The sequence below is a fragment of the Streptomyces sp. JLBT605 genome, assembly GCF_058215555.1.
In genome coordinates this window covers 5,292,965-5,318,672 of sequence record NZ_CM177087.1, presented here as the reverse complement: position 1 = coordinate 5,318,672, position 25,708 = coordinate 5,292,965, and the positions used below count along the sequence as shown (strand labels likewise).

19 protein-coding genes and 1 tRNA gene are annotated in these 25,708 nt (G+C 70.8%); 12 read left to right on the top strand and 8 right to left on the bottom strand.

Annotation, left to right across the window (positions count from 1 at the left end):
- Nucleotides 1-35 precede the first annotated feature (35 nt).
- A complete protein-coding gene (gene rpsA, locus AC4BDD_RS23180) occupies nucleotides 36-1,535 on the bottom strand; it encodes a 30S ribosomal protein S1 (protein ID WP_490687385.1) in 1,500 nt (499 codons plus the stop codon).
- Between the two features lie 366 nt (nucleotides 1,536-1,901).
- Between rpsA and AC4BDD_RS23175 the strand changes: the two genes are divergently transcribed.
- Nucleotides 1,902-2,762, top strand: a complete 861-nt coding sequence (locus tag AC4BDD_RS23175; protein WP_490687384.1) for a class I SAM-dependent methyltransferase — start codon at nucleotides 1,902-1,904, stop codon at nucleotides 2,760-2,762.
- A 4-nt stretch (nucleotides 2,763-2,766) separates the two neighbouring features.
- On the top strand, nucleotides 2,767-5,616 hold the full coding sequence (locus tag AC4BDD_RS23170; RefSeq protein ID WP_490687383.1) for an ATP-dependent RNA helicase: 2,850 nt from the start codon (nucleotides 2,767-2,769) through the stop codon (nucleotides 5,614-5,616).
- 61 nt (nucleotides 5,617-5,677) lie between these two features.
- On the opposite strand, the gene pgfA is transcribed toward AC4BDD_RS23170, so the two are convergent.
- The 4 genes from pgfA to polA form a co-directional block, all read right to left on the bottom strand.
- Nucleotides 5,678-6,748 carry a cell envelope lipid trafficking protein PgfA gene (pgfA, locus tag AC4BDD_RS23165; protein ID WP_490687382.1) on the bottom strand — a complete coding sequence of 357 codons (1,071 nt, stop codon included), beginning with the start codon at nucleotides 6,746-6,748 and terminating at the stop codon, nucleotides 5,678-5,680.
- Between the two features lie 15 nt (nucleotides 6,749-6,763).
- Entirely contained in the window at nucleotides 6,764-6,898 is a 135-nt protein-coding gene (locus AC4BDD_RS23160) for an SPW_0924 family protein (RefSeq protein ID WP_490687381.1), read from the bottom strand.
- Between the two features lie 158 nt (nucleotides 6,899-7,056).
- Nucleotides 7,057-8,811 carry a lytic transglycosylase domain-containing protein gene (locus AC4BDD_RS23155; protein WP_490687380.1) on the bottom strand — a complete coding sequence of 585 codons (1,755 nt, stop codon included), beginning with the start codon at nucleotides 8,809-8,811 and terminating at the stop codon, nucleotides 7,057-7,059.
- A 123-nt stretch (nucleotides 8,812-8,934) separates the two neighbouring features.
- Complete coding sequence (polA, locus tag AC4BDD_RS23150) at nucleotides 8,935-11,685, bottom strand: DNA polymerase I (protein WP_490687379.1); 2,751 nt, start codon at nucleotides 11,683-11,685, stop codon at nucleotides 8,935-8,937.
- A 166-nt stretch (nucleotides 11,686-11,851) separates the two neighbouring features.
- Here polA and AC4BDD_RS23145 point away from each other — a divergent pair, with 166 nt between their 5' ends.
- From AC4BDD_RS23145 to AC4BDD_RS23105, 9 genes are all read left to right on the top strand, one after another.
- A complete protein-coding gene (locus AC4BDD_RS23145) occupies nucleotides 11,852-14,164 on the top strand; it encodes an FdhF/YdeP family oxidoreductase (protein ID WP_490687378.1) in 2,313 nt (770 codons plus the stop codon).
- Between the two features lie 63 nt (nucleotides 14,165-14,227).
- Nucleotides 14,228-14,734, top strand: a complete 507-nt coding sequence (locus AC4BDD_RS23140; RefSeq protein ID WP_490687377.1) for a hotdog fold thioesterase — start codon at nucleotides 14,228-14,230, stop codon at nucleotides 14,732-14,734.
- A gap of 170 nt (nucleotides 14,735-14,904) precedes the next feature.
- Nucleotides 14,905-15,801: a trypsin-like serine protease gene (locus AC4BDD_RS23135; RefSeq protein ID WP_490687376.1), complete on the top strand. Its 897-nt coding sequence runs from the start codon at nucleotides 14,905-14,907 to the stop codon at nucleotides 15,799-15,801.
- Between the two features lie 119 nt (nucleotides 15,802-15,920).
- Nucleotides 15,921-16,358, top strand: a complete 438-nt coding sequence (locus AC4BDD_RS23130) for a hypothetical protein (RefSeq protein ID WP_490687375.1) — start codon at nucleotides 15,921-15,923, stop codon at nucleotides 16,356-16,358.
- Between the two features lie 463 nt (nucleotides 16,359-16,821).
- A complete protein-coding gene (locus AC4BDD_RS23125) occupies nucleotides 16,822-18,054 on the top strand; it encodes a branched-chain amino acid ABC transporter substrate-binding protein (protein WP_490687374.1) in 1,233 nt (410 codons plus the stop codon).
- A gap of 95 nt (nucleotides 18,055-18,149) precedes the next feature.
- Nucleotides 18,150-19,082, top strand: a complete 933-nt coding sequence (locus AC4BDD_RS23120) for a branched-chain amino acid ABC transporter permease (RefSeq protein ID WP_490687373.1) — start codon at nucleotides 18,150-18,152, stop codon at nucleotides 19,080-19,082.
- A 13-nt stretch (nucleotides 19,083-19,095) separates the two neighbouring features.
- Complete coding sequence (locus tag AC4BDD_RS23115; RefSeq protein ID WP_490687372.1) at nucleotides 19,096-20,832, top strand: branched-chain amino acid ABC transporter permease; 1,737 nt, start codon at nucleotides 19,096-19,098, stop codon at nucleotides 20,830-20,832.
- Between the two features lie 6 nt (nucleotides 20,833-20,838).
- On the top strand, nucleotides 20,839-21,780 hold the full coding sequence (locus AC4BDD_RS23110; RefSeq protein WP_490687371.1) for an ABC transporter ATP-binding protein: 942 nt from the start codon (nucleotides 20,839-20,841) through the stop codon (nucleotides 21,778-21,780).
- Nucleotides 21,777-22,493, top strand: coding sequence for an ABC transporter ATP-binding protein (locus AC4BDD_RS23105; RefSeq protein WP_490687370.1), 717 nt, complete (start codon nucleotides 21,777-21,779; stop codon nucleotides 22,491-22,493). The genes AC4BDD_RS23110 and AC4BDD_RS23105 overlap by 4 nt, the downstream gene beginning before the upstream one ends.
- An 88-nt stretch (nucleotides 22,494-22,581) precedes the next feature.
- Here AC4BDD_RS23105 and AC4BDD_RS23100 read toward each other — a convergent pair whose 3' ends face one another.
- A complete protein-coding gene (locus tag AC4BDD_RS23100; protein ID WP_490687369.1) occupies nucleotides 22,582-23,217 on the bottom strand; it encodes an ANTAR domain-containing response regulator in 636 nt (211 codons plus the stop codon).
- A gap of 99 nt (nucleotides 23,218-23,316) precedes the next feature.
- Between AC4BDD_RS23100 and AC4BDD_RS23095 the strand changes: the two genes are divergently transcribed.
- Nucleotides 23,317-23,389 (top strand) — tRNA-Leu (locus tag AC4BDD_RS23095).
- Between the two features lie 20 nt (nucleotides 23,390-23,409).
- Here the strand turns inward: AC4BDD_RS23095 and pyk are convergent.
- Complete coding sequence (gene pyk, locus AC4BDD_RS23090; protein ID WP_490687368.1) at nucleotides 23,410-24,861, bottom strand: pyruvate kinase; 1,452 nt, start codon at nucleotides 24,859-24,861, stop codon at nucleotides 23,410-23,412.
- 145 nt (nucleotides 24,862-25,006) lie between these two features.
- Nucleotides 25,007-25,705 carry an SIMPL domain-containing protein gene (locus tag AC4BDD_RS23085; RefSeq protein ID WP_490687367.1) on the bottom strand — a complete coding sequence of 233 codons (699 nt, stop codon included), beginning with the start codon at nucleotides 25,703-25,705 and terminating at the stop codon, nucleotides 25,007-25,009.
- Nucleotides 25,706-25,708 lie beyond the last annotated feature (3 nt).

Here is a 25,708-nt window from a genome sequence, read left to right as displayed (position 1 = left end):
TCAGCTGTCAGCTAGCGACCAGCGAGGTCAGAGCGTCAGCTCTGGCCGCCGGCGAGCTTCTCGCGGAGCGCGGCCAGGGCCTCGTCCGACGCCAGGGCGCCGGAGTTGTCCGCCGACTCCGAGGAGTACGAGCCACCGGAAGCCTGGCCACCGGCCTGCGGCGCGGCGTTGCCGGCCTCGGCAGCGGCCTGCTCGTCGGCCTCGCGGGACTTGATGACCTGAGCCTGGTGCTGCTCGAAGCGCTGCTGCGCCTCGGCGTACTGGGTCTCCCACGCCTCGCGCTGGGCCTCGTAGCCCGGCAGCCAGTCGTTGGTCTCCGGGTCGAAGCCCTCGGGGTAGATGTAGTTGCCCTGGTCGTCGTAGGACGCGGCCATGCCGTAGAGGGTCGGGTCGAACTCGACCGAGGCCGGGTCGGCGCCGAAGGACTCGTTGGCCTGCTTCAGCGAGAGGCTGATGCGGCGGCGCTCCAGGTCGATGTCGATGACCTTGACGAAGATCTCGTCGTTGACCTGGACGACCTGCTCCGGGATCTCCACGTGGCGCTCGGCCAGCTCGGAGATGTGGACCAGGCCCTCGATGCCCTCGTCGACGCGGACGAACGCACCGAACGGAACGAGCTTGGTGACCTTACCCGGGACGACCTGACCGATCTGGTGGGTCCGGGCGAACTGCTGCCACGGGTCTTCCTGGGTCGCCTTGAGCGACAGGGAGACGCGCTCGCGGTCCATGTCGACGTCGAGGACCTCGACCGTGACCTCCTGGCCGACCTCGACGACCTCGGACGGGTGGTCGATGTGCTTCCAGGACAGCTCGGAGACGTGAACCAGACCGTCGACGCCACCCAGGTCCACGAAGGCACCGAAGTTGACGATGGAGGAGACGACGCCGGAGCGCACCTGGCCCTTCTGGAGGGTGGTGAGGAAGGTCTGGCGGACCTCGCTCTGGGTCTGCTCCAGCCAGGCGCGGCGGGACAGGACCACGTTGTTGCGGTTCTTGTCGAGCTCGATGATCTTCGCCTCGAGCTCCTTGCCCACGTAGGGCTGGAGGTCGCGGACACGACGCATCTCGACCAGGGACGCCGGGAGGAAGCCACGGAGGCCGATGTCGAGGATGAGACCACCCTTGACGACCTCGATGACGGTACCGGTGACGATGCCGTCCTCGTCCTTGATCTTCTCGATGGTGCCCCAGGCACGCTCGTACTGGGCGCGCTTCTTCGAGAGGATCAGGCGGCCTTCCTTGTCCTCCTTCTGGAGAACCAGGGCCTCGATCTCGTCGCCGACGGACACGACCTCGTTCGGGTCGACGTCGTGCTTGATCGAAAGCTCGCGGGAAGGAATGACGCCTTCGGTCTTGTAACCGATGTCGAGCAGGACCTCGTCCCGGTCGACCTTCACGATGACGCCGTCGACGATGTCGCCGTCGTTGAAGTACTTGATCGTCTCGTCGATCGCGGCGAGGAAGGCTTCCTCGGAACCGATGTCGTTGACCGCCACCTGCGGGGTGGTGCGGGTTGCCTCGGTGCTGCTCGTCATGTGGGAAAGGGCTCCGGTACGGACATTGAGTCGTAGGTACTGCTACGCCGTGAGCCCGTATCGCACTGCAGAAGCCGGACAGCTTGGAGGCGGTCTCTCCGCTTCCCCGGAATCTCTTCCGAGAGAAGTGAACAGCGCCTCGACAACCGAGGGGACATACAACAGATGCGAGCGCGGCCTGCTCCGTCTGAGGCGCGCAGGCTCGCAACGCAACTTGTAGCATACGGGGGCAGCCGGGCAGGGTCAATGCACGAAGAGGGTGACCCCGGGACTTTTGTCCCATACCCGGCATTGCTTGTCCGACTGCGACGCGGCTCACACCGCCCCGCAGCCACATGTCGACCAGAGAGTACGACGACGCGCCCGATGATCCAAGATGACGAGGTCCAGGGACCGGCGGAACCGACCGCGACCCGGCGTGCCGCGAGTGACACGGAAAGCAGCCGGGCCAGCAGGGGCTGGTGGGACCGGAACGCGGACGAGTACCAGAGCGAGCACGGCGGCTTCCTCGGCGACGACCGCTTCGTCTGGGGCCCGGAGGGGCTGGACGAGGCCGAGGCCGGGCTGCTCGGCCCGGCGAGCGCGCTGAAGGGGCGCGACGTCCTGGAGATCGGCGCGGGCGCCGCCCAGTGCTCGCGCTGGCTGGCCGCCCAGGGCGCGCGGCCGGTGGCGCTCGACGTCTCACACCGGCAGTTGCAGCACGCGCTGCGCATCGGCTCCGGCTTCCCGCTGGTGGAGGCCGACGCGGGGGCACTGCCGTTCGCGGACGCCTCCTTCGACCTGGCCTGCTCGGCGTACGGCGCCATTCCGTTCGTCGCCGATCCGGTGCGGGTGATGCGCGAGGTGCACCGGGTGCTGCGGCCCGGCGGCCGGTGGGTCTTCTCGGTGACCCACCCGATTCGCTGGGCGTTCCCGGACGAGCCGGGCCCGGAGGGGCTGAGTGTCGCCGCCTCCTACTTCGACCGCACGCCCTATGTGGAGCAGGACGATTCCGGCCGGGCCGTCTACGTGGAGCACCACCGGACGCTGGGTGACCGGGTGCGGGACGTGGTCGCGGCGGGATTCCGGCTGGTGGATCTGGTCGAACCGGAGTGGCCGGCCTGGAACACCCAGGAGTGGGGCGGCTGGTCCCCGCTGCGCGGACACCTCATCCCCGGCACGGCGATCTTCGTGTGCGAGCGCGGCGAGGTGGGGGTGCCCCCGGCCGGAGGCGGCGGGGGGAACTGACCGGATGACGATACGGACTGGCGCGCTCGACCGGCTTCCGGTGCGCGGCGCCGTTCCCGCGCTGCTGCGCGCGCTGGACGAGCACGGTGTCGCGGTGCTCTGTGCGCCGCCCGGGACGGGGAAGACGACCCTGGTGCCGCTGGCTGTGGCCGGGCTGCTGGACGACGGCCGGCCGGTGCGGCGGGTGATCGTCGCCGAGCCACGGCGGATCGCGGCCCGGGCCGCCGCGCGGCGGATGGCCTGGCTGCTGGGCGAATCCCTGGGCGATGCTCCGGGCGAAGGACCAGGCGAAGGACAAGGACCAGGCGAAGGACCGGGCGAGAGGCGGAGCGGGCGAGTCGGCTTCACCGTACGAGGAGAGCGGCGCGCCGGGCCGGACACCGTTGTAGAAGTGGTGACCACCGGCGTGCTGCTGCAGCGGCTCCAGCGCGACCCGGAGCTGAGCGGGATCGACACGGTCATCCTGGACGAATGCCATGAACGGCATCTGGACGCGGACACCGTGGCCGCCTTTCTGCTGGACGTACGCGCCACCCTCCGCCCGGATCTGCGGCTGATCGCGGCCTCGGCGACCACCGACGCGGCGGGCTGGGCCCGGTTGCTGGGCGGTGACTCGGCCGGCGCTGCCGACGCCCTCGGGGCCGCGGGCGGGTCCGGCGAGGCGCCGGTGATCGAGGCCGAGGGCGCCTCGCACCCGGTGGCGGTGGTGTGGGCGCCGCCTGCCCGGCCGGTGCGACCGCCGCACGGCATGCGGGTGGACCCCGAGCTCCTCGCCCATGTGGCGTCGGTAGTGCGCCGGGCACTGGCCGAACACAGCGGCGATGTGCTCTGTTTTCTGCCGGGCGTGGGCGAGATCGCCCGGGTGGCCGGGCTGCTGGACGGCTGCGGCGCGGAGGTGTTCCAGGTGCACGGGCGCGCCCCGGCGGCCGTGCAGGACGCGGTGCTCGCGGGCCGGCCGGCACCGCGAAACGGCCGGGACGCGGCCTCGGAAGGTCCGGACGCGGCGCGGGCCGGTGCGGGCGGCGCCGATGGCGCCGGCACCGATGCCGGTACGGGCGGTGGCACCAGGAGCGGTCGGCAGCCGGTGGCAGGGGCGGCGGAGCGCCGGGTGGTGCTGGCGACCTCGGTCGCCGAGTCGAGCCTGACCGTGCCCGGGGTGCGGATCGTGGTCGACTCCGGGCTGGCCCGCGAGCCGCGAGTGGATCATGCGCGGGGGCTGAGCGCGCTGACGACCGTACGGGCCTCGCAGGCGTCGGCGCGGCAGCGCGCCGGGCGGGCCGGGCGGGAGGCACCGGGCGTCGTCTACCGCTGCTGGAGCGAGGCCGACGACGCCCGGCTGCCGCGCTGGCCCTCGCCGGAGATCGCGGTCGCGGATCTGACCGCGTTCGCGCTGCAAGCGGCGTGCTGGGGAGACCCGGACGCCTCCGGGCTGGCGCTCCTCGACCCGCCGCCGAGCGGAGCGATGGCCGCCGCGCGGGAGGTGCTGGCGGCGATCGGCGCCGTGGACGCCCAGGGCAAGGCGACCGAGCGAGGGAGCCGGCTGACCCGGTTGGGTCTGCACCCCAGGCTCGGCCGGGCGCTGCTGGACGGCGCGCGGGAGGTCGGCGCGCGGCGGGCGGCGGAGATCGTGGCGCTGCTGAGCGAGGAGCCGCCACGTAACTACGGGGACGACCTGGCGGCCGCGTGGCGCACCGCCCGGCGCGGCGGCGACGGCTACGCCGCGCGCTGGCGGCAGGAGGCTCGCCGACTGGAACGCGCGGTGGCGACGACCACGGCCCGGAAGCCCGCACGCGCGGCGTCGGCATCGGCGCCGGCTTCGGCGTCGGCATCGGCATCGGCGGCCGAGCATGGGCCCGCGGAGCCGTCCTCGGTGCGTACCGGGGGTGGCGAGGACGCGGTGGCCGGGCTGATTGCCGCGCTGGCCTTCCCCGAGCGGGTGGCTCGGGCGCGTGGCGGACGGGCGTATCTCATGGCCGCCGGGACGGGCGCGGAGACGGCCGAGGGTTCAGGGCTGCGGGGTGCGCCGTGGCTGGCGGTGGCCGTGGCGGACCGGCCGGTGACCTCCGCGTCCGCGCGGATCCGCCTCGCGGCCGTGATCGACGAGGGCACTGCCCGCCGGGCGGCGTCCGCGCTCCACTACTCCGGTGCGGAGGTGGGCTGGGCGGACGGCGATGTGGTGGCCCGCGAGGTGGAACGGCTCGGGGCGGTCGAGCTGACCGCCCGGCCGCTGGCCTCGCCCGATCCCGTACTGCTCCGCGAGGCGGTGCTGACGGGCCTGCGACGGGAGGGGCCGAGGCTGCTGCGCTGGACCGCGGAGGCGGGTCGGCTCCGCGAGCGGCTGGCCTTCCTGCGCCGGGCGGTGGGCGAGCCATGGCCGGATGTGTCGGATGCGGCCCTGCTGGAACGTGCCGACGAGTGGCTTGAACCCGAGCTCTCCGCTGCCCGGCGACGGGCGGATCTGGCGCGGATCGACGCGGGCGCGGCGCTGGGGCGGCTGTTGCCGTGGGCGACGGGCGAGGCTGCGCGGCTGGACGAGCTGGCGCCGGAGCGGATCGAGGTGCCCAGCGGCTCGCGGGTGCGGGTGGACTACGGCGAGGATCAACCGGTGCTCGCGGTGAAGTTGCAGGAGATGTTCGGGCTCGCCGAGACGCCGCGGGTGGCGGGCGTCCCGGTGCTGGTCCATCTGCTGTCGCCGGCCGGGCGTCCGGCGGCGGTCACCGCCGACCTGGCGTCGTTCTGGAAGGACGGCTACCGGTCCGTCCGGGCGGAGTTGCGGGGCCGGTACCCCAAGCATCCCTGGCCGGAGGACCCTTCGACGGCGCAGGCCACCCGGCGGACCAACGCACGCCGGTAGTCGGGGCCGGCCCGCTGCCCGATCGCAGCGGTGGCGGTGAGCGCCGCGGTGCGGCCGGGCGTCAGGAAGGGGCGGCGGGCCCTGGGCTCCCTCGGGCCGGCACCGTGCCGGAGTGCCGGCCGGCGAGGGCCCGCCAGGGCCTGGTCGGCCGCGGTGTCGAGCGGTGTCGGGGGCTTCGTCCCGGCGGGGCCGGCCCGCGGCCGCGGGCCTCCAGCAGCAGGGACAGCGCCAGCAGCAGGGTGGAGAGGACGACGGACCCCCAGGGCAGATAGCGGGTGAGCAGCAGGATCAGCCGCCGCTGGGAGGTGACCAGGTCGACGGTGTGCTCGATGTAGTCCTCGCGCATCTTCACGTGCCCGGCGAAGGCGGTCACCTTGTCACGGCCGCCGAGCAGCGCACCGCCGCGCAGCTCCTCCCGGTGGATCTCCTCGCCGTTGACCGGTGCCCCGGTGACCGGTTCCACCCAGAACATTCGCTTCGTGGTGTACCAGCGGGTGGTGCCCGCCTTGGCGACCGACTCGGGTGTGACGCCGCCGACGGGCAGCTTCTTGGGCAGCGGGACCCTGGTCCAGGGGATGGTCTGCTCGAAGTAGTAGACCTCCAGGCCCCGGAAGGTGCGGGTGCCCTGGTAGTGGATGGGTGCCGAGATCCGGGCCTGGGCGTCGAAGTACTGGTAGTCCCGTTTCTCGGTCAGGAAGGGCCACTTGAACTCGATGCCCTTCCGCCGGACCGGGTCGCCGTCGACCATCTCTCCGGGTGCGTGCACCGGGGCCTGGGAGTGGGCGTCGAAGATGTAGCGCTCGGGGATCTCCGAGACCATCTTCCCGTCGGGGCCGACGACGTAGGACAGCGTGTCCCACACGACGACATCGCGGTCCACGGTCCTCTCGATCTTCTCCGAGGCGGCCACGTCGCCCTTGAGGGTCTGGACGATGGTGACCTTGGAGACCTTCCGGGGGCGCAGGGTGCTGTAGTCGAGAAGCGTGGCGGGCTTCGCCTCCAGAACGGAGGTCTGGTACTCCTCGGGCGGGATCTTGGCGAGCCGGGGGAAGGCGTACCAGCGGATCAGTGGCGCCAGGGCGGCGAAGAAGACGGCGAAGGCGAGCAGCACCAGGCTGGCTTTTCTCCGCATGGCCAGGTCCTTCGGCTAGGGGTGCTCGGGGACGGTGGTGAGCAGCGGCTCGGGGGAGGTCTCACCGCTGGGCGGTCCGATGGCCGTCACGGCGAGGACGAGGGCGAGGGCGGCGGCGAGTCCGATGGCCGCTGCGAGGATCGCGCGCATGCCCACCTCCGTCCCCGGCTGATGCCGCGTCAGATAGTTGGGGCACCGTAGCAACGGGGAGCGCAGATGAGAACATGCCGGACCTCCCCCGCGCCCGGTGGGCGTGGGGGAGGTCCGGCAGGTGTCGCCGCGCGGGGCCCGGGTGCGGGCCGGGCAGGTCAGCCGGCGGCGGGGGTGACCGAGAGCGTGATGACGAGCTCCGTGCCGTCGGCGGTGGTGAGGCGGAGGCGGAAGTCTCCGGTCTGGTCGTCGGCGAAGACCTGCGGGAGGGTCAGCTTGCCCTCGGCGTCGGTCTTCAGGTCTTCCAGGACACGGACCGGCCGACCCGCGGCGTCCTTGAAGAACGGGCCGCGGTCGTTCTGCGCGGGGTTGACCTGATCCGAGGTGATCATGGTCGCGGTCACCGGAACGCCGGCCGCCACCTTGCCCTTGTGGGTTGCCTTGACGCCGATGAGGTCGGCGAACGGGCTGCCCGCGGTGGTCTGGAGGACCTTGGTGTCGGTGCGGGCCAGCGCGTCGGCCTGGGGCACCGGCGGGGGCGTGACGGTGGAGGCGAAGTCGACGGTGTCGATGTGCCGGCCCACCGCGGTGGCCCGGACCGTGAAGTCGCCGGCCTTGGCTCCCGCGTACAGCTTGGGCGCGAGGGCGATGCCGTCCCGACCGGTCTGCACCCGCACCCGGCGCACCTTGCCGGCGAAGTGCGCGTCGGTCTCGCCGCGGATCTCGTACTGGACGAGGACGCCGATGACCGGTTTGCCCGCCGCGTCCTCGGCGCGCACCTGGGGCGAGCGGGCGAACTGCCCGCCCACGGTGGCGGTCAGGGTGCTCTCGCCGACGGTCACCAGGTCGGCGGCGTCAGCGGGGGTCGGGACGTGGGGGCCCGGCTTGTCCTTGTCGTCGTCGCCGGGGGGCTTGGGCTTGTCGTCGCCGCCCGGCTTGGGGCGGTGGCCCGGGCCCTTGCCGCCGTCGTCCTTGCCCGGCTTGTCGCGCTTGTTCTTGTCGGGGTGCTTGCCCTTGTGCTTGTCCTCGTTCTTGCCCGAAGGGGCGCCGGGGCCGGTACGCCGGGGCAGCACTCCACTGCCATCGGGCACCTCATGGGTGCCGTTCCGGTAGAACGCGAACCAGGAGAGCACCGTCCGCAGGTACTCCTGCGAGTGGTTGTAGCCGAGGATCGCGCGGTCCAGATGGGCCTTGACGGACAGGTCACGGCCGCCCGCGCAGAGGTAACCGCCCGCGGCCAGCGCCGCGTCGTAGATGTTGTTGGGGTTCTTCTCGCCGTCGCCGTTGCCGTCCCGGCCCCAAGTGGCCCAGGTGGACGGGATGAACTGCATCGGTCCGACGGCGCGGTCGTGCGTGGTGTCGCCGTCGTACGCCCCGCCGTCGGTGTCGGTGATCCTGGCGAAGCCGTCTCCGTTGAGCTGGGGGCCCAGGATCGGGGCGCGGGTGGTGCCGTCGGCGTCGACGGCGCCGCCCCTGGCCTGGCCGGACTCGACCTTGCCGATCGCGGCGAGGAGTTCCCAGGGCAGGTTGCAGCCGGGGTTGCTCTCCCGGAGCTTCGCCTCCGCCCGCTTGTAGGCGGCCAGGACCGAGGCCGGTATGCCTCGCTCGGCAGGGCCGGTGCCGATCAGCGGGCCGTCGCCCTTGCCGCCCTTGTCCTTGCCGGGCAGGTCGGCGGAGGCCTCCGGCTTGCCCGGCTTCACCAGCGGCGGCAGATCGGTGTGGTACGAGGAGCCGCCGTCGATGGGTGTGCCTGGCGGCGGTGTGGGCCTGGCATCACTGGCGGCATCCCGTTCGCGCTGGTGTGAACCGGCGAACCCCGGGGCCTGTGAAGCGGTGAGGGCGGCCATCGCGACCGCCGCCACCGCCGTCGTGGCCGCCCCCTTGCGGAGCCGCCGACCGTAGTGCGCTGCCATCTTCCGATCCCCTCCCGTCGGGTGCCGTGCGCTCCCCCGCGCGACAACCCTCGTGACACTACGACAACCAGCGGCGGCCAGCCATGGCCTCGTCTGCTCCGCTGCCCCGGCCCCGCTTGCCCGTCAGTGCGCCGCGGATTCCCAATCCGAACCGTCACCGATGGACACATCGAGCGGCGCGCGCAGTGCGACCGCTCCTGTCATCTCCTGACGCACCAGACGCTGGACGCGTTCCCTTTCACCGGGGGCGATCTCCAACACGATCTCGTCATGCACCTGGAGCAGCATCCGGGAGTCGAGCCGCTCGGCCCGCAGCGCCTGGTCCACCTTGAGCATCGCGACCTTGACGATATCGGCGGCGGTGCCCTGGATCGGGGCGTTGAGCGCCATCCGCTCGGCCATCTCGCGGCGCTGGCGGTTGTCGCTGTTCAGGTCGGGCAGGTAGCGGCGGCGGCCCAGCATGGTCTGGGTGTATCCGGTGGCCCGCGCCTCCTCGACGACCCGCTGCAGGTAGTCGCGCACGCCGCCGAACCGCTCGAAGAAGGTGTCCATCAGCTTGCGGGCCTCGTCCGGAGCGATGCTGAGCTGCTGGGAGAGGCCGAAGGCGGAGAGCCCGTACGCCAGGCCGTAGGACATCGCCTTGATTTTGCGGCGCATTTCCGGGTCGACGTCGGTCTTGGCGACCGAGAACACCTGCGAGGCGACCGTGGTGTGCAGGTCCTCGCCGGAGGTGAACGCCTCGATCAGGCCCTCGTCCTCGGACAGATGGGCCATGACCCGCAGCTCGATCTGGCTGTAGTCCGCGGTCAGCAGGGACTCGAAGCCCTCGCCGACCACGAAGCCCCGCCGGATCGCGCGGCCTTCGTCGGTGCGGACCGGGATGTTCTGCAGGTTGGGGTCGGTGGAGGAGAGCCGGCCGGTGGCGGCGACGGTCTGGTTGAACGTGGTGTGGATCCGGCCGTCGGGGGCGATGGTCTTGATCAGGCCCTCGACGGTGGAGCGCAGCCGGGCCTGCTCCCGGTGCCGCAGCATGATCACGGGCAGCTCGTGGTCGGTCTGCCCGGCGAGCCAGGCCAGCGCGTCGGCGTCGGTGGTGTAACCGGTCTTGGTCTTCTTGGTCTTGGGCAGGCCCAGCTCGCCGAAGAGCACTTCCTGGAGCTGCTTGGGCGAGCCGAGGTTGAACTCATGGCCCACCGCCTGGTGCGCCTCGCTCACCGCCTGCTGCACCGCGCCCGCGAACTGCTGCTCCATGCGCTCCAGCCAGGCCCGGTCGGCCGCGATCCCGGCGCGCTCCATGCGGGCCAGCAGCGCGGAGGTCGGCAGCTCCACATCGCGCAGCAGCTCGGCGGCGCCCACGTCACGCAGCCGGTCGCCGAAGGCGTCGCCGAGGTCCAGGATGGCGCGCGCCTGGGTCATCAGGGCGTCCTGCTCGGCCTGGTCGTCGGCGCCGAAGGCCAGCTGGCCGCTCTCGGCGGCGGCCGGGGCCAGCTCACGGCCCAGGTACTCGACGGAGAGGGCGTCCAGCGCGAAGGAGCGGCGGCCGGGCTTGACCAGGTAGGCGGCGAGCGCGGTGTCCATCCGCACGCCCTCGACCGACCAGCCATGCTCGGCGAAGACCCGCATCACGCTCTTGGCGTCGTGCATCACCTTGGGCCGGGCCGGATCGGCGATCCACTCGGCGAACGCCCGCTCGTCGGCCTCGTCGAGAGCCGTCGGGTCGATCCAGGCGGCCGGGCCGGCGGCGGTCGCCAGGGCGATCTCGCTGACGCTGCCGCTGCCCAGCGCCCAGGCGTGCACGGTGGCCAGGCCCAGCGGCCCGTCGCCGTGCTCGGCCAGCCAGGGGGCCAGCTCGCCCGAGCCGAGCGCCACGCCGTCCACCGCGACGCCCGCGGCGGGCGGGGCCTCCTCCTGGACCTCGCCCGGGTCGGCTGCCATCAGACGGTCGCGGAAGTTCTGGTGGCGGAACTCCAGGGCGTCGAGGATCACCGAGAGCGCCTGGCGGTCGTACGGGGCGCGGGCCAGACCGGACGGGCCGACCGGCAGCTCGACGTCCCGCACCAGCTCGGTGAGCTGCCGGTTGAGCTTGACCGACTCCAGGTGCTCGCGCAGCTTCTCGCCGACCTTGCCCTTGACCTCGTCGACCCGCTCCACCAGCTCGGCGAAGGAACCGAACTGGGTGATCCACTTCGTCGCGGTCTTCTCGCCGACGCCGGGGATGCCGGGGAGGTTGTCGGACGGGTCGCCGCGCAGCGCCGCGAAGTCCGGGTACTGCCGCGGGCTGAGGCCGTACTTCTCCTGCACCTTCGCCGGGGTGAAGCGGGTCAGCTCGGAGACGCCCTTGGTCGGGTAGAGCACCGTGACGTGGTCGCTGACCAGCTGGAACGAATCCCGGTCGCCGGTGACGATCAGCACCTCGAAGCCCTCGGCCTCGGCCTGGGTGGCGAGGGTGGCGATCACGTCGTCCGCCTCGAAGCCGTCCACGGCGAAGCGGGTGACGTTCATCGTGTCGAGCAGCTCGCCGATCAGCTCGACCTGCCCCTTGAACTCGTCCGGCGACTTGGAGCGGTTCGCCTTGTACTCGGGGAACTCCGCCGAGCGCCAGGTCTTGCGGGAGACGTCGAAGGCGACGGCGAGGTGGGTGGGCTGCTCGTCACGGAGTGTGTTCGCCAGCATCGAGGCGAAGCCGTAGATCGCGTTGGTCGTCTGCCCGGTGGAGGTGTTGAAGTTCTCCGCGGGCAGGGCGAAGAATGCCCGGTATGCCAGGGAATGCCCGTCGAGCAGCATCAGGCGGGGGCGGTCTGTACCGCCCCCGGGCCCGGCTGCCTGCGGGGTCGATGCGTCCTGAGCTTGCTGCTTCGATGCTTTCTCTGCCACGGATCCGATCCTGCCACGGACCACTGACAATCCCGCCCACGCTCCGGGGACGACCCGCCCCGCGAGCGATGCCACCGGCGCGGATGTCAGTGGTCCGTGAAAGGATCGAAAGACGGTCCGCCTGACACGGACCACCGAGGCCGACGACCGCTCAAGGGAGAGCGCCATGGCAGCCAAGCCGCCCGCAGGGGATCCGGTGCAGGACGCACCCGAGGTGGCCGCCCCGCAGCACGCCGCCGCCGGGCTGCCCGCGCTCGGTCACACGGTGCGCGTCGCGCAGCAGCAGATGGGCCTGCGCCGCGCCACCCTGACCCTGCTCAAGGTCAACCAGCCCGACGGCTTCGACTGCCCCGGCTGCGCCTGGCCCGAGCCCGACAAGCCGCACACCGCCGAGTTCTGCGAGAACGGCGCCAAAGCCGTGGCCGAGGAGGCCACCCTGCGCCGGGTCACCCCGGAGTTCTTCGCCGCGCACCCGGTCTCCGAGCTGGCCACCCGCAGCGGCTACTGGCTCGGGCAGCAGGGCCGCCTCACCCAGCCCATGTATCTGGAACAGGGCGCGGACACCTACCAGCCGGTGCCCTGGGAGCGGGCCTTCGACATCATCGCCGACGAGCTGCTCGACCTGGACTCCCCCGACGAGGCCGTCTTCTACACCTCCGGGCGCACCAGCAACGAGGCGGCCTTCCTCTACCAGCTCTTCGCCCGCGAGTTCGGCACCAACAACCTCCCCGACTGCTCCAACATGTGCCATGAGTCCTCGGGCTCGGCGCTCACCGAGACGCTCGGTGTCGGCAAGGGCAGCGTGCTGCTGGAGGATCTCCACCAGGCCGATCTGATCATCGTGGCCGGGCAGAATCCGGGCACCAACCATCCGCGCATGCTCACCGCGCTGGAGAAGGCCAAGGGCAACGGCGCCCGGATCATCACCGTCAACCCGCTGCCCGAGGCGGGCCTGGAGCGCTTCAAGAACCCGCAGACCGCGCGCGGCCTGGTGGGCGGCGGCACGCCGCTCGCCGACCTCTTCCTGCAGATCCGGCTCGGCGGCGACCAGGCCCTCTTCCGCGCGCTGAACGGGCTGATCCTCCAGGCCGCCGAGGGCGGGCGGCCGGACGCGGTGGACGAGGAGTTCATCCGGGACCACACCCATGGCTTCGAGGAGTTCGCCGCGGCGGCCCGGGCCGCCGACTGGGACGAGACGCTCGCCGCCACCGGGCTGACCCGCGCCGAGATCGAGCGGGCGCTGGCCATGATCCTTCAGTCCCGGCGCATCATCGTCTGCTGGGCGATGGGCCTGACCCAGCACAAGCACGCCGTGCCCACCATCCGGGAAGTGGTCAACTTCCTCCTGCTGCGCGGCAACGTGGGTCGTCCGGGTGCCGGTGTCTGCCCGGTGCGCGGTCACAGCAACGTGCAGGGCGACCGCACCATGGGCATCTTCGAGCGCCCGGCCCCGGCGTTCCTCGACGCCTTGGAGAAGGAGTTCGGCTTCGCCCCGCCGCGCGAGCACGGGCTCGACGTGGTGCGGGCCATCCGGGCGCTGCGTGACGGGCAGGCGAAGGTCTTCTTCGCCATGGGCGGCAACTTCGTCGCCGCCTCCCCCGACACCGAGGTCACCGAGGCCGCGATGCGCAGGGCCCGGCTGACCGTCCATGTCTCCACCAAGCTCAATCGCTCCCATGTGGTCACCGGGGCGCGGGCGCTGATCCTGCCCACCCTGGGCCGCACCGAGCGGGACGTCCGGGTCGGCCGGGACGGCAAGCGCGCCGCGCAGTTCGTCACCGTCGAGGACTCCATGGGGATGGTGCACGCCTCGCGCGGACGTCTGGAGCCGGCCGGTCCGCAGCTGCTGTCCGAGCCGGACATCGTCTGCCGGCTGGCCCGCCGGGTGCTGGGGCCGGACAGCCGCACCCCCTGGGAGGAGTTCGGCCGGGACTACGGCGCGGTGCGCGACCGCATCGCCCGGGTCATCCCGGGCTTCGAGGACTTCAACGCCCGGGTCGCCCGCCCCGGTGGCTTCCGCCTGCCGCACGCGCCGCGCGACGACCGCCGCTTCCCCACCACTACCGGCAAGGCCAATTTCACGGCGGCCGAGGTGGAGTACCCGGGGCTGCCCGAAGGGCGCCTGCTGTTGCAGACCCTGCGCTCCCACGACCAGTACAACACCACGATCTACGGCCTGGACGACCGCTACCGGGGCATCAAGGGCGGCCGCCGGGTGGTCCTGGTGCACCCCGAGGACGCGCGTGAGCTGGGGCTGGCCGACGGCGCCTACGCCGACCTGGTCAGCGAGTGGACGGACGGCATCGAGCGCCGCGCCCCCGGGTTCCGGGTGGTCCACTACCCCACCGCCCGCGGCTGCGCCGCCGCCTACTACCCGGAGACCAACGTCCTGGTCCCCTTGGACGCCACCGCCGACACCAGCAACACCCCCGCCAGCAAGTCGCTGGTGATCCGCCTGGAACAGACCACCCCCGCCTAAGCGTTCGCTCAATGTCCTGATAAGACGGTGCGCACCACAGTCAGACGAACGGAGCCGGACCCCATGGGCGAGCAGGCCAGTGTGAAGTTCCCGCAAGAGGTCATCGACGAGTACGCGGCGCTCGGCGTCGACCTTCCCTCGCTGTTCTCCGCCGGCCACCTCGGCACCCGGATGGGCGTGCAGATCGTGGAGGCCGCCGCGGAGCGCGTGGTGGGCACCATGCCCGTGGAGGGGAACACCCAGCCGTACGGGCTGCTGCACGGCGGCGCCTCCGCGGTGCTGGCGGAGACGCTGGGCTCGATCGGCGCGATGCTGCACGGCGGGAGTACCAAGATCGCCGTGGGTGTCGACCTCAACTGCACCCACCACCGGGGCGTCCGGTCAGGGCTGGTCACCGGCGTCGCCACCCCAGTGCACCGGGGCCGTACCACCGCCACCTACGAGATCGTGATCAGCGACGAGCAGCAGCGGCGGGTGTGCAGCGCCCGGCTGACCTGTCTGCTGCGCCCCGCGGAGGCGGACGCGACCCTGGCCGACGTCGAGCAGGCGCGGGCGGCCGCCGGGCAGTGAGAGCCGCTGCCCCGGGGCGCGGCGTGCGGCGGTGACGCGCGCCCGGGGATGACGGCGGCCGTGTTCAAAGGGTTCCGCAGCGGGCCGTGAGCCGCTTCAATGCCGGGCTGAGCCTCCCGGGGAGATCACCACCGTGGTCCCCGACGGGAGCCGGACCGAAGGAGTTCGCTTTGCGGGCCATACGCCTGAGCTCTACCTGGAAGCGCGCCGCCACCGTCGTGGCCGCGGGGGCCGCCGCCCTCGCCCTCGCCGCCCAGTCCCCGGCCGCCGCCATCAACTCGTACAACGCCGTACCGGCCCCGGAGCGCACCGAGGTCGGCGCGCTGATCGCCACCTGGGACGACGACGGCAGTCCCGCGACGCCCGACCGGGTGGACTGGGTGTGCTCCGGGACGATGGTGGACACCGACACCTTCCTCACCGCCGCGCACTGCACCACCGACTGGCCCGAGAACGTGAAGTTCTACGTGTCGCTCGACCAGGACGTGCAGGCCGAGCTGGACGAGGCCGGGGCGAAGCACCCCGGCGACCCGGCGGCCGTCGCCTCGGCGGTGGCGGTCGGCGGCACCGCACACAGCCACCCGGACTACCCCGGTCCGGCCTCCGACCCCCACGACATCTCGGTGATCGAGCTCCCCGCCGACCAGGTCAGGGCCCGCTGGTCGTTCACCCCGGCGACCCTGCCGGCGGCCGGGCTCTTCGATCGCCTCGGCCCGCGCGGCCTGGAGGGCGCCGACTGGATGGTGGCCGGTTACGGCACCCAGGAGGCCCAGCGCGGCCCCGGCGGGCAGACCCACCCCGGCGGCGGCGTGCGGATGAAGGCGCCGGTGACCTTCGACGCGGTCAATGACGCCTGGCTCCGGCTGGCGATGACCGCGCCGCAGGGCAACGGCGGTGCCTGCTACGGCGATTCGGGCGGGCCGAACTTCGCCACCGTGGGCGGCAAGCGGCTGCTGGCCGCCACCACGATCACCGGGGACACCCCGTGCTATGCCACCAATGTCACCTACCGGCTCGACACTCCCGGCGCCCGCGCGTTCCTGGCCCCGTTTGTGAAGCTGCCCTGACTCAAGCCGGCTCGGCCACTGCCCGGTCCGATGTGACCGGCGGGTCCCGAGCCGGCCTCAACGGCGCGTTGCCGCCGCGCTGTTGTAAGGGTCGCCCCGGCGGCCTAGCGTGGTATGCCATGAGGGCCGTGCCCCGGATGAGCATCCGCCGGGCCGCCGGGTGCGCCATGGCGGCCGCCGTCCTGGCGGCGGGCTGCGGTGGGCCCGACTCCGGCGGCACGCCGTCCGGGAAGCGCACCCCTCACACCGGGGACCACGGTGGCCGGAGCCCGGCGCCGGAGCCGGCCGACCCCGCCGAGGTGTGCGCCCAGCTGATCTCCTACTGGGTCCGGGAGGCGCTCAAGGACAGCAGCTGGGCCGGGTTGGACTGGGAGCAAAAGGGCCTGTCCAACGAGCAGTTGGCGATCCATGACGAGGTGCTGGCGGCGGCGCGCGCGGAGCGCCGCCGGCATGGAGCGGCGGCGGCGGACGACCTGATCAGGCGTCAGTCACGGCGGCGTTGCGCCGAGGAGAAGGGGGCCACCGGCAGCTCGGAGAACTGGCGCCCGCCGGACTGACCGCCGGACCGACCAAGGGGGCTTCATGATCATTTTGTGAAGGCGGCCTGCCGTAACACTCCGTAACGTCGATGACATGTGATCGGCGATCTTGATTTCCGTTGAGACACAGGACACATCTTCTTCACCGAGCATTTCGGTGACCCAGATCACGTAAGTACCCAAGCGGCCCGCGACTCCTTAGCGGAACTGCGGATTCTCACTATCTGGACCAATGAAAAACGTCGAATTGCCCGAGTTGTCCCCTGCATTCTGCTACACAGACAACGGCCGGTGACCTGCGTCATAACAAGACAGTCACATCCTGTCCTGCACCACTGCCCCTTATCGCCGCCCGCGCCTAGAGTCACGGCCAGTCACCACGCGGACGGACGGCACACATTTTCTTCACGAGCACGGCCCATGTCGTCCGGCCAGCGTTCCGGCCCCCAGCACGGGGTGCCGCGCCAGGAAAGGACTCACCGTGCGACACCGTTCCTTGCTCCTCTTCACCACCGCGATCACGGCCGGAGCGCTCACCCTCTCCGCCTGCGGCTCGCGGGACAACGACAAAGACAACGAGAACGGCGGCGGCAAGACCACGGTGGTCATCGGGGTCGACGCCCCGCTGACCGGTTCCCTCTCGGCACTCGGCCAGGGCATCAAGAACTCCGTGGACCTGGCCGCCAAGACCGCGAACAAGGAAAACCTGGTCGAGGGCGTCACCTTCAAGGTCGAGTCCTACGACGACAAGGCCGTACCCGCCTCCGGCCAGCAGAACGCCACCAAGCTGGTCGGCAACGACGACGTGATCGGTGTGGTCGGCCCGCTGAACTCCGGCGTCGCCCAGTCCATGCAGGGCGTCTTCGCCAAGGCGGACCTCGCCCAGGTCTCCCCCGCCAACACCAACCCGGCCCTCACCCAGGGCGACGACTGGGCCAAGGGCGACAAGAAGCGCCCCTTCGACACCTACTTCCGCACCGCGACCACGGACGTCATCCAGGGCCGTTTCGCCGCGCAGTACTACTACAAGGACGCGAAGAAGCGGAAGGTCTTCGTCGTCGACGACAAGCAGACCTACGGCGCCGGCCTCGCCTCGATCTTCTCCCAGGAGTTCGAGCGCCTCGGCGGCAAGGTCGTCGGCACCGACCACCTGACGGTCAAGGAGACCGACTTCTCCGGCATCGCGGACAAGATCAAGTCCAAGGGTGCCGACTCGGTCTACTTCGGCGGCCAGTACCCCGAGGGCGGTCTGCTCTCCGACCAGATCAAGAAGGCCGGGGCCGACGTCCCGACCATGGGCGGCGACGGCATCTACGACCCCGCCTTCATCAAGGCCTCCAGCGAGAACAACGACGGCGACCTGGCCACCTCGGTCGGCTACCCCGTCGAGGAGCTGAAGTCGGCCCAGGACTTCATCAAGAACTACGAGGCCCAGGGGTACGACGACCCGTACGCGGCCTACGGCGGCTACTCCTACGACGCCGCCTGGGCGATCATCCAGGCCGTCAAGACCGTGGTCGAGGAGAACGACGGCAAGCTCCCCGACGACGCCCGCGCCAAGGTCGTCGAGGCCCTCAGCAAGGTCTCCTTCGACGGTGTGACCGGCAAGGTCTCCTTCGACGAGTACGGCGACACCACCAACAAGCAGCTCACCGTCTACAAGGTCGAGGGCGGCGAGTGGAAGACCGAGAAGAGCGAGACCTTCAAGGACTGACCAGCGACCCCCGCACCACTTGATCGATCCGCGCGAGGGTGCCAACAGCGCCCTCGCGCGGCCTCACATCCGACACGCTCATCGGAGGCCCTGCGGTGCACGAACTGCCGCAAACGCTGGTCAATGGCCTGACCCTCGGTGCCCTGTACGGCTTGATCGCCATCGGGTACACCATGGTCTACGGCATCGTCCAGCTCATCAACTTCGCCCACGGCGAGATCTTCATGATCGGGGGCTTCGGCGCCCTCACCGTCTATCTGTGGCTCCCCAGCGAAACCGCGCTGACCCTGGCGATACCCCTGATGCTCATCGGCGGTGCCCTCGCCTCGGTCGGCGTCGCCACCGCCGCCGAACGCTTCGCCTACCGCCCCCTGCGCAGCGCGCCACGGCTGGCGCCGCTGATCACCGCGATCGGCTTGTCCATCGCACTGCAGCAGCTGATCTGGGCCTTCTACCCGGACGCCAAGAAGCCCCGATCCTTCCCGCAGTTCCAGGGCGAGTCGTTCGAGATCTTCGACGACCTGCACATCCAGCGCGGTGACCTCTTCCTGCTCATCGCCGCCCCGCTGTGCATGCTGGCGCTGGGCATGTTCGTCTCCAAGAGCCGCACCGGCCGCGCCATGCAGGCCACGGCGCAGGACCCGGACACCGCCAAGCTGATGGGCATCGACACCGACCGCATCATCGTCATGGCCTTCGCCATCGGCGGCGCCTTCGCCGCCGTCGCCGCGACCGCCCACGGCCTGAAGTACGGCCAGATCAACTTCGAGATGGGCTTCATCGCCGGCCTCAAGGCCTTCACCGCGGCCGTCCTCGGCGGCATCGGCAACATCTACGGCGCCATGCTCGGCGGAGTCGTGCTCGGCGTCGCCGAGGCCCTCGCCATCCGCTACATCGAGGACATTCCCGGCATGGAGCAGCTCGGCGGCGGCGCCTGGAAGGACGTGTGGGCCTTCACCCTGCTCATCGTCGTACTGCTGGTCAGGCCACAGGGCCTGCTCGGTGAACGCGTAGCGGACCGGGCCTGAGGGAGGGACGCACATGAGCACCGAGACCACCAGCCTGGCCAAGATCACCGGCCCGGACTCCCGTACCACCCTCTGGCGCGCGCTGACGGCCGCGGGCGGAGTGGCCACCGCGGGCAGCACCATGCTCCCGTGGACCTGGACCTCCTCCTTCCCCGGCGACCTGACCTTCTACGGCTACCCGGCCGGCCTCCAGGTCCTGACCCTCATCATGGGTCTGGCCACCACCCTGCTGGCGCTGGCCTCCCTCGACATCAAGGGGCTGCGCTGGGCGGCACCCACCGGCGCCACCCGGGCCGTCCGGCTCGCGGCCCTCGGCGGTTTCGCCACCACCTGGTTCACCGTCATCGCCATCGCCTACGACCTCGGCGGAGTGGTCAACCTCGAACCTGGCGGCTATGTCGCGGCCGTCGCCTCGGCCATCCCGGCCGGCCTCGCCTTCCTGATCCCGGATGACACCCGGCTCGCCAAGCGCCCCGGGGAACTGCCCTCCTGGCTGGAAATCCTGATCATCGTCGCCGCTTTCGCCGTCGCCCTCCAGGTGCTGACCTTCGGCATCGACATCGACGACGAGAACAGCGAGGAGTTCATCGGCTACCTCCTCAGCGTCGGCTTCGGCGCCGCCGCCGTGCTCAAGTCGGGGCTCGCCGCCCGGCTGTCGGCACTCACCCAGAAGCACCGCACCGCCACCGTCACGGCGGCGTTCGCGGCGGCCGCGGCCTTCCCCTTCACCCAGAGCGACGACCAGTACCTCCAGCTCGGCGTGAACATCCTGATCTTCGCGACCGTCGCCCTCGGCCTGAACGTCGTGGTCGGCCTCGCCGGTCTCCTCGACCTCGGGTACGTCGCCTTCCTCGGCGTCGGCGCGTACACCGCGGCGCTGGTCTCCGGATCCACCGCCTCCACCCTGGACATCCACTTCCCGTTCTGGGCGGCCGTGCTGGCCGGAGCCGTGGTCGCGCTGATCTTCGGCGTGCTGATCGGCGCGCCGACGCTGCGGCTGCGCGGCGACTACCTGGCCATCGTCACCCTGGGCTTCGGAGAGATCTTCCGGATCGCGGTGAACAACCTCGACGGCGACTCCGGCCCCAAGGTCACCAACGGCCCCAACGGCATCCCCAATATCCCGGATCTGAAGATCTTCGGATACGACTTCGGGCAGCCGCACACCATCGGCGGCTTCGAGCTGGGCTCGTTCGCCAACTACTACCTGCTGATGCTGCTGTTCACCATCCTGGTGGTGACGGTCTTCAGCCGGGCCGGGAACTCCCGCATCGGCCGCGCCTGGGTCGCCATCCGCGAGGACGAGACCGCCGCCACCGCCATGGGCATCAACGGCTTCCGTCTCAAGCTCATCGCCTTCGCGCTGGGCGCCACCCTCGCCGGAGTCGCCGGTACCGTCTGGGCCCACACGCAGTACACCGTGGTGCCCGAGCAGTACGTCTTCTCCGGACCGGTGGCCCCCAACTCCGCGTTCCTGCTCGCGGCGGTCATCCTCGGCGGCATGGGCACCATCAGCGGCCCGCTGCTCGGCGCCGCGCTGCTCTTCCTCATCCCGGAGAAGCTCACCTTCCTCCAGGACTACCAGCTCCTCGCCTTCGGCGTCGCTCTCATCCTGCTGATGCGCTTCCGCCCCGAGGGACTCATCCCCAACCGGCGACAGCAACTCGAATACCACGAGACCGACCAGCTCGACGTGCCCGACAAGGGCCTGGACGACGCAACCGTCGGCGTCACCAAGGCGGAGGCGTGACCTGACATGACCGAGAATGCCCCCACTCTCACCAAGGAAACCGGCGAGAGCACCACACCGGTCCTCAACGCCGCGGGCGTCACGATGCGGTTCGGCGGACTCACCGCGGTGCGTTCGGTCGACCTGACCGTGCACCCCGGCGAGATCGTCGGTCTCATCGGCCCCAACGGCGCCGGGAAGACCACCTTCTTCAACTGCCTCACCGGGCTCTACGTCCCGACCGAGGGCACGGTCTCCTACCGCGGGACCGTGCTGCCGCCCAAGCCGCACCTGGTCACCCAGGCCGGCATTGCCCGCACCTTCCAGAACATCCGGCTCTTCGCCAACATGACGGTGCTGGAGAACGTCCTCGTCGGACGCCACACCCGCACCCGGGAAGGGCTCTGGTCGGCCCTGCTGCGCGGCCCCGGCTTCAAGCGCGCCGAGGCCGCCTCCAGGGAACGGGCCATGGAACTCCTGGAGTTCATCGGGCTGGACCACAAGGCGGACCACCTCTCCCGCAACCTGCCCTACGGCGAGCAGCGCAAGCTGGAGATCGCCCGCGCCCTCGCCAGCGATCCGGGGCTGCTGCTCCTCGACGAGCCGACCGCGGGCATGAACCCGCAGGAGACGCGGGCCGCCGAAGAACTCATCTTCGCCATCCGGGACAAGGGCATCGCCGTCCTCGTCATCGAGCACGACATGCGCTTCATCTTCAACCTGTGCGACCGCGTCGCCTGCCTCGTCCAGGGCGAGAAGCTCGTCGAGGGCACCCCCGCGATCGTCCAGGCCGACGAACGCGTCGTCGCCGCCTACCTCGGCACCCCGTTCGAGGGGGCGCCGGGGCAGGAGGAGGTCGCCGAAGTCGAAGCGGCCGAGGCGGCGGAGGCCGTCGAAGCCGCGGCGGCCGCCGGTGATTCCGGGGCGCAGGACAGCAGCAGCACCGCAACAACGGAGGACGACCAGTGACCGCACTGCTCGAGGTCGAGGACCTCCGGGTCGCCTACGGCAAGATCGAGGCCGTCAAGGGCATCTCGTTCACCGTCGAGGCCGGCCAGATCGTCACGCTGATCGGTACCAACGGCGCCGGCAAGACCACCACCCTGCGCACCCTTTCGGGGCTGCTCAAGCCGCTCAGCGGCAAGGTGCTCTTCGAGGGGAAGCCGCTGACCGGGGTCCCCGCGCACAAGATCGTCTCCCTGGGCCTGGCCCACTCGCCCGAGGGACGGCACATCTTCCCGCGGCTCACCATCGCCGAGAACCTGGAGCTCGGGGCCTTCCTCCGCAAGGACAAGGACGGCATCGCCAAGGACATCGAGCGCGCCTACGAGCTCTTCCCGATCCTCGGCGAACGCCGCGGCCAGGCGGCGGGCACGCTCTCCGGCGGTGAGCAGCAGATGCTCGCCATGGGCCGGGCCCTGATGTCACGGCCCAAGCTGCTGATGCTCGACGAGCCCTCCATGGGCCTGTCACCGATCATGATGCAGAAGATCATGGCGACCATCAGCGAGCTCAAGGCCCAGGGCACCACCATCCTGCTGGTGGAGCAGAACGCCCAGGCCGCGCTCTCGCTGGCCGACCAGGGCCATGTCATGGAGATCGGCAGCATCGTGCTCTCCGGCAGCGGCGCCTCGCTGCTGCACGACGAGTCGGTGCGCAAGGCGTATCTGGGCGAGGACTGACCCGGGGCGAGGACCGACCCGCCCAATGCGCCCGAAGGGCCCGTACCGCGAAGGCGGTACGGGCCCTTCGGCGCTGGGTTCGGGCGGGCTACTCCTTGCCGGCCTTCTTCTCCTCGGCGTCCTCGATGACCGCCTCCGCGACCTGCTGCATCGAAAGACGTCGGTCCATCGACGTCTTCTGGATCCAGCGGAACGCGGCCGGCTCGGTCAGCCCGTACTGCGTCTGCAGGACGCTCTTGGCCCGGTCGACCAGCTTCCGGGTCTCCAGTCGCTGCGCGAGGTCGGCCACCTCCTGCTCCAGCGCCTTCAGCTCCGCGAACCGGGACACCGCCATCTCGATGGCCGGCACCACATCGCTCTTGCTGAACGGCTTGACCAGGTAGGCCATCGCACCGGCGTCCCGCGCCCGCTCCACCAGCTCGCGCTGGGAGAAGGCGGTCAGCATCAGCACGGGGGCGATGCTGTCGGCGGCGATCCGCTCGGCGGCGGAGATACCGTCCAGCACCGGCATCTTCACATCGAGGATGACCAGATCGGGGCGGTGCTCCTGGGCGAGCGCGACAGCCGTCTCCCCGTCGCCGGCCTCACCGACGACGGTGTACCCCTCTTCTTCGAGCATCTCTTTGAGGTCGAGACGGATCAGGGCCTCGTCCTCGGCGATGACGACACGGGTGGTCTGCGGTGGGACGTGCGACTGCGCGTCGGGGGCGTCAGTGGTGCTCACTGTGCTCCTCGCTTCTGGGCAGGTGGGGCACCCTGAGCCTACCTATCTCCTGTATGTTTGAGGCACGGCGATTCTCCGCTAGCCTTCATTTTGAAGGGCGCCCCGGTAGCCCAGCGGTAGAGGCAATGGTCTCAAACACCATCCAGCGTGGGTTCGAATCCCACCCGGGGTACTTAACTTCGTTTTCCAAGGTCAGCGTCCTGACAAGGGTCCCGTCGAGGGATCGTCCACGCCGATGTGGTGCACGCGCACCAGGTTGGTGGAACCGGGAACTCCGGGCGGCGACCCCGCGGTGATGATCACAGTGTCGCCCTTGCGGCAGCGGCCGATGCGCAACAGTTCCTCGTCCACTTGCCGGACCATCTCGTCGGTGGTGTCCACCTTCGGGCCCAGGAAGGTCTCCACGCCCCAGGTGAGGTTGAGCTGGGAGCGGGTGGCCGGCTCGGGGGTGAAGGCCAGCAGCGGGATGGGCGAGCGGTAGCGCGAGAGGCGGCGCACGGTGTCGCCGCTCTGCGTGAAGGCCACCAGGAACTTGGCTCCCAGGAAGTCGCCGATCTCGGCCGCGGCGCGGGCGACGGCACCGGCCTGGGTGCGGGGTTTGTTGCGGTCCGTCAGCGGGGGCAGGCCCTTGGCGAGGATGTCCTGCTCGGCCGCGGCGACGATGCGGCCCATGGTCTTGACGGTCGTGACCGGGTACGTGCCGACGCTGGTCTCGCCGGAGAGCATCACGGCGTCCGTGCCGTCGATGACCGCGTTGGCGACGTCGGAGGCTTCGGCGCGGGTGGGGCGGGAGTTGTCGATCATCGAGTCGAGCATCTGGGTGGCGACGATGACCGGCTTGGCATTCCGCTTGGCGAGTTTGATGGCCCGCTTCTGCACGATCGGGACCTGCTCCAGCGGCATTTCGACACCCAGATCGCCGCGAGCCACCATGATGCCGTCGAAGGCGTCCACGATGGCTTCGAGGTTCTCCACCGCCTGCGGCTTCTCGATCTTGGCGATGACCGGGAGCCGGCGGCACTCCTCCTCCATCACCCGGTGCACATCGGTGATGTCGTCGGCGTTGCGGACGAAGGAGAGGGCGATGACGTCGGCTCCGGTTCGCAGCGCCCAGCGGAGGTCCTCGATGTCCTTGTCGGACAGGGCGGGGACGGAGACCGCGACGCCGGGGAGGTTGAGCCCCTTGTGGTCGGAGACCATCCCCCCTTCGATGACGATGGTGTTGACCCGCGGGCCGTCGACGTCGACGACTTCGAGGGTCACCCGGCCGTCGTCGACGAGGATGCGCTCGCCCCGGCTGACATCGGCGGCGAGACCGTCGTAGGTGGTGCCGCAGCGGCAGCGGTCGCCTTCCACTTTCTCCACGGTGATGGTGAACTCATCGCCGCGTTCAAGGAGTACGGGCCCTTCCCGGAATCGGCCCAGCCGGATCTTCGGGCCTTGAAGGTCGGCGAGGACGCCCACGCTGCGGCCGGTCTCCGCGGAGGCTTTGCGCACCCGTCGGTACCGCTCCTCGTGCTCGGCGTAGGTGCCGTGGCTGAGGTTGAAGCGGGCGATGTCCATTCCGGCTTCGACGAGTGCCTTGATCTGCTCGTACGAGTCGGTGGCGGGTCCCAGGGTGCAGACGATTTTCGCTCGGCGCATGTTTCGACCCTACGACCTACCCGCTGGTAAAGGTGGCGCTCGTCACGACAGCCCAACGGCCTTTGGGTGAAGGGGTATTGACAACTAATGAAACGTGCAGGGGCGCGCTCCGATGAGCGGAAAAGTGCCCTCGGGCCGGGGTGTCTCACAGCTCGGGACGGGTCATCATGAAGCGGGCGTTCACCTGCGCGTAGACGGTCTGGCGCTGCGGTTCGAGGTCGATGACGGCCGGGGCCGCGGCTCCCGGTTCGTGCGGGCCGCGAGCTCGCATCGAGCCGGAGAACCCGCCCCTGGCGACCGGGCCCGGGCTCTCCGCGTGCTGATCGGCGAGCTCCAGGAGCGCGACCAGGCGCGCGCCGAGTGCGTCGGCGTACTCCCGGGCGCGCCGCACAGCCTCGTGTACGGCCTGGCGGCGGGCGGCCCGGTAGGCCGGGGAGTCGGGGCGCAGGGCCCACCAGGGTCCGGCGACGCTGGTCAGCTCCAGGTCGGCGAGGCGGGTGGTGAGTTCACCGAGGGCGGTGAAGTCGCCGACGGTGGCGGTGGTGCGGACCGTGCCTAGGTAGGAGCTGACGCGTTCGTGGCGCCCCTTGGTGGCGAGTTGCGGGGCGATGCTCAGCGAGCCGGTCTCCACCTTCTCGACCGCGTCGCCGTAACCCTTGAGGAGTTCCAGGACGCGCTGGTTGCGGGTGGTGAGGTCGGCGATGGCACCGCGCCGGTCGGTGCCGCGGGCGTTGACCGTGACCTGGATCCGGGCGATTTCGGGATCCACCTCGTGGCGGGCCTCGCCCCGGACGGCCAGCCGGGGCGCGTCGGGGGTGCCGTAGGGCTGGGGCTGCTGCTCCATGGG

Bases quoted from the DNA above. Each gene is read 5' to 3' on its own strand.
- rpsA (WP_490687385.1), bottom strand. From the start codon at position 1,535: ATGACGAGCAGCACCGAGGCAACCCGCACCACCCCGCAGGTGGCGGTC.
- AC4BDD_RS23175 (WP_490687384.1), top strand. From the start codon at position 1,902: ATGATCCAAGATGACGAGGTCCAGGGACCGGCGGAACCGACCGCGACC.
- AC4BDD_RS23170 (WP_490687383.1), top strand. From the start codon at position 2,767: ATGACGATACGGACTGGCGCGCTCGACCGGCTTCCGGTGCGCGGCGCC.
- pgfA (WP_490687382.1), bottom strand. From the start codon at position 6,748: ATGCGGAGAAAAGCCAGCCTGGTGCTGCTCGCCTTCGCCGTCTTCTTC.
- AC4BDD_RS23160 (WP_490687381.1), bottom strand. From the start codon at position 6,898: ATGCGCGCGATCCTCGCAGCGGCCATCGGACTCGCCGCCGCCCTCGCC.
- AC4BDD_RS23155 (WP_490687380.1), bottom strand. From the start codon at position 8,811: ATGGCAGCGCACTACGGTCGGCGGCTCCGCAAGGGGGCGGCCACGACG.
- AC4BDD_RS23145 (WP_490687378.1), top strand. From the start codon at position 11,852: ATGGCAGCCAAGCCGCCCGCAGGGGATCCGGTGCAGGACGCACCCGAG.
- AC4BDD_RS23140 (WP_490687377.1), top strand. From the start codon at position 14,228: ATGGGCGAGCAGGCCAGTGTGAAGTTCCCGCAAGAGGTCATCGACGAG.
- AC4BDD_RS23130 (WP_490687375.1), top strand. From the start codon at position 15,921: ATGAGGGCCGTGCCCCGGATGAGCATCCGCCGGGCCGCCGGGTGCGCC.
- AC4BDD_RS23115 (WP_490687372.1), top strand. From the start codon at position 19,096: ATGAGCACCGAGACCACCAGCCTGGCCAAGATCACCGGCCCGGACTCC.
- AC4BDD_RS23110 (WP_490687371.1), top strand. From the start codon at position 20,839: ATGACCGAGAATGCCCCCACTCTCACCAAGGAAACCGGCGAGAGCACC.
- pyk (WP_490687368.1), bottom strand. From the start codon at position 24,861: ATGCGCCGAGCGAAAATCGTCTGCACCCTGGGACCCGCCACCGACTCG.
- AC4BDD_RS23085 (WP_490687367.1), bottom strand. From the start codon at position 25,705: ATGGAGCAGCAGCCCCAGCCCTACGGCACCCCCGACGCGCCCCGGCTG.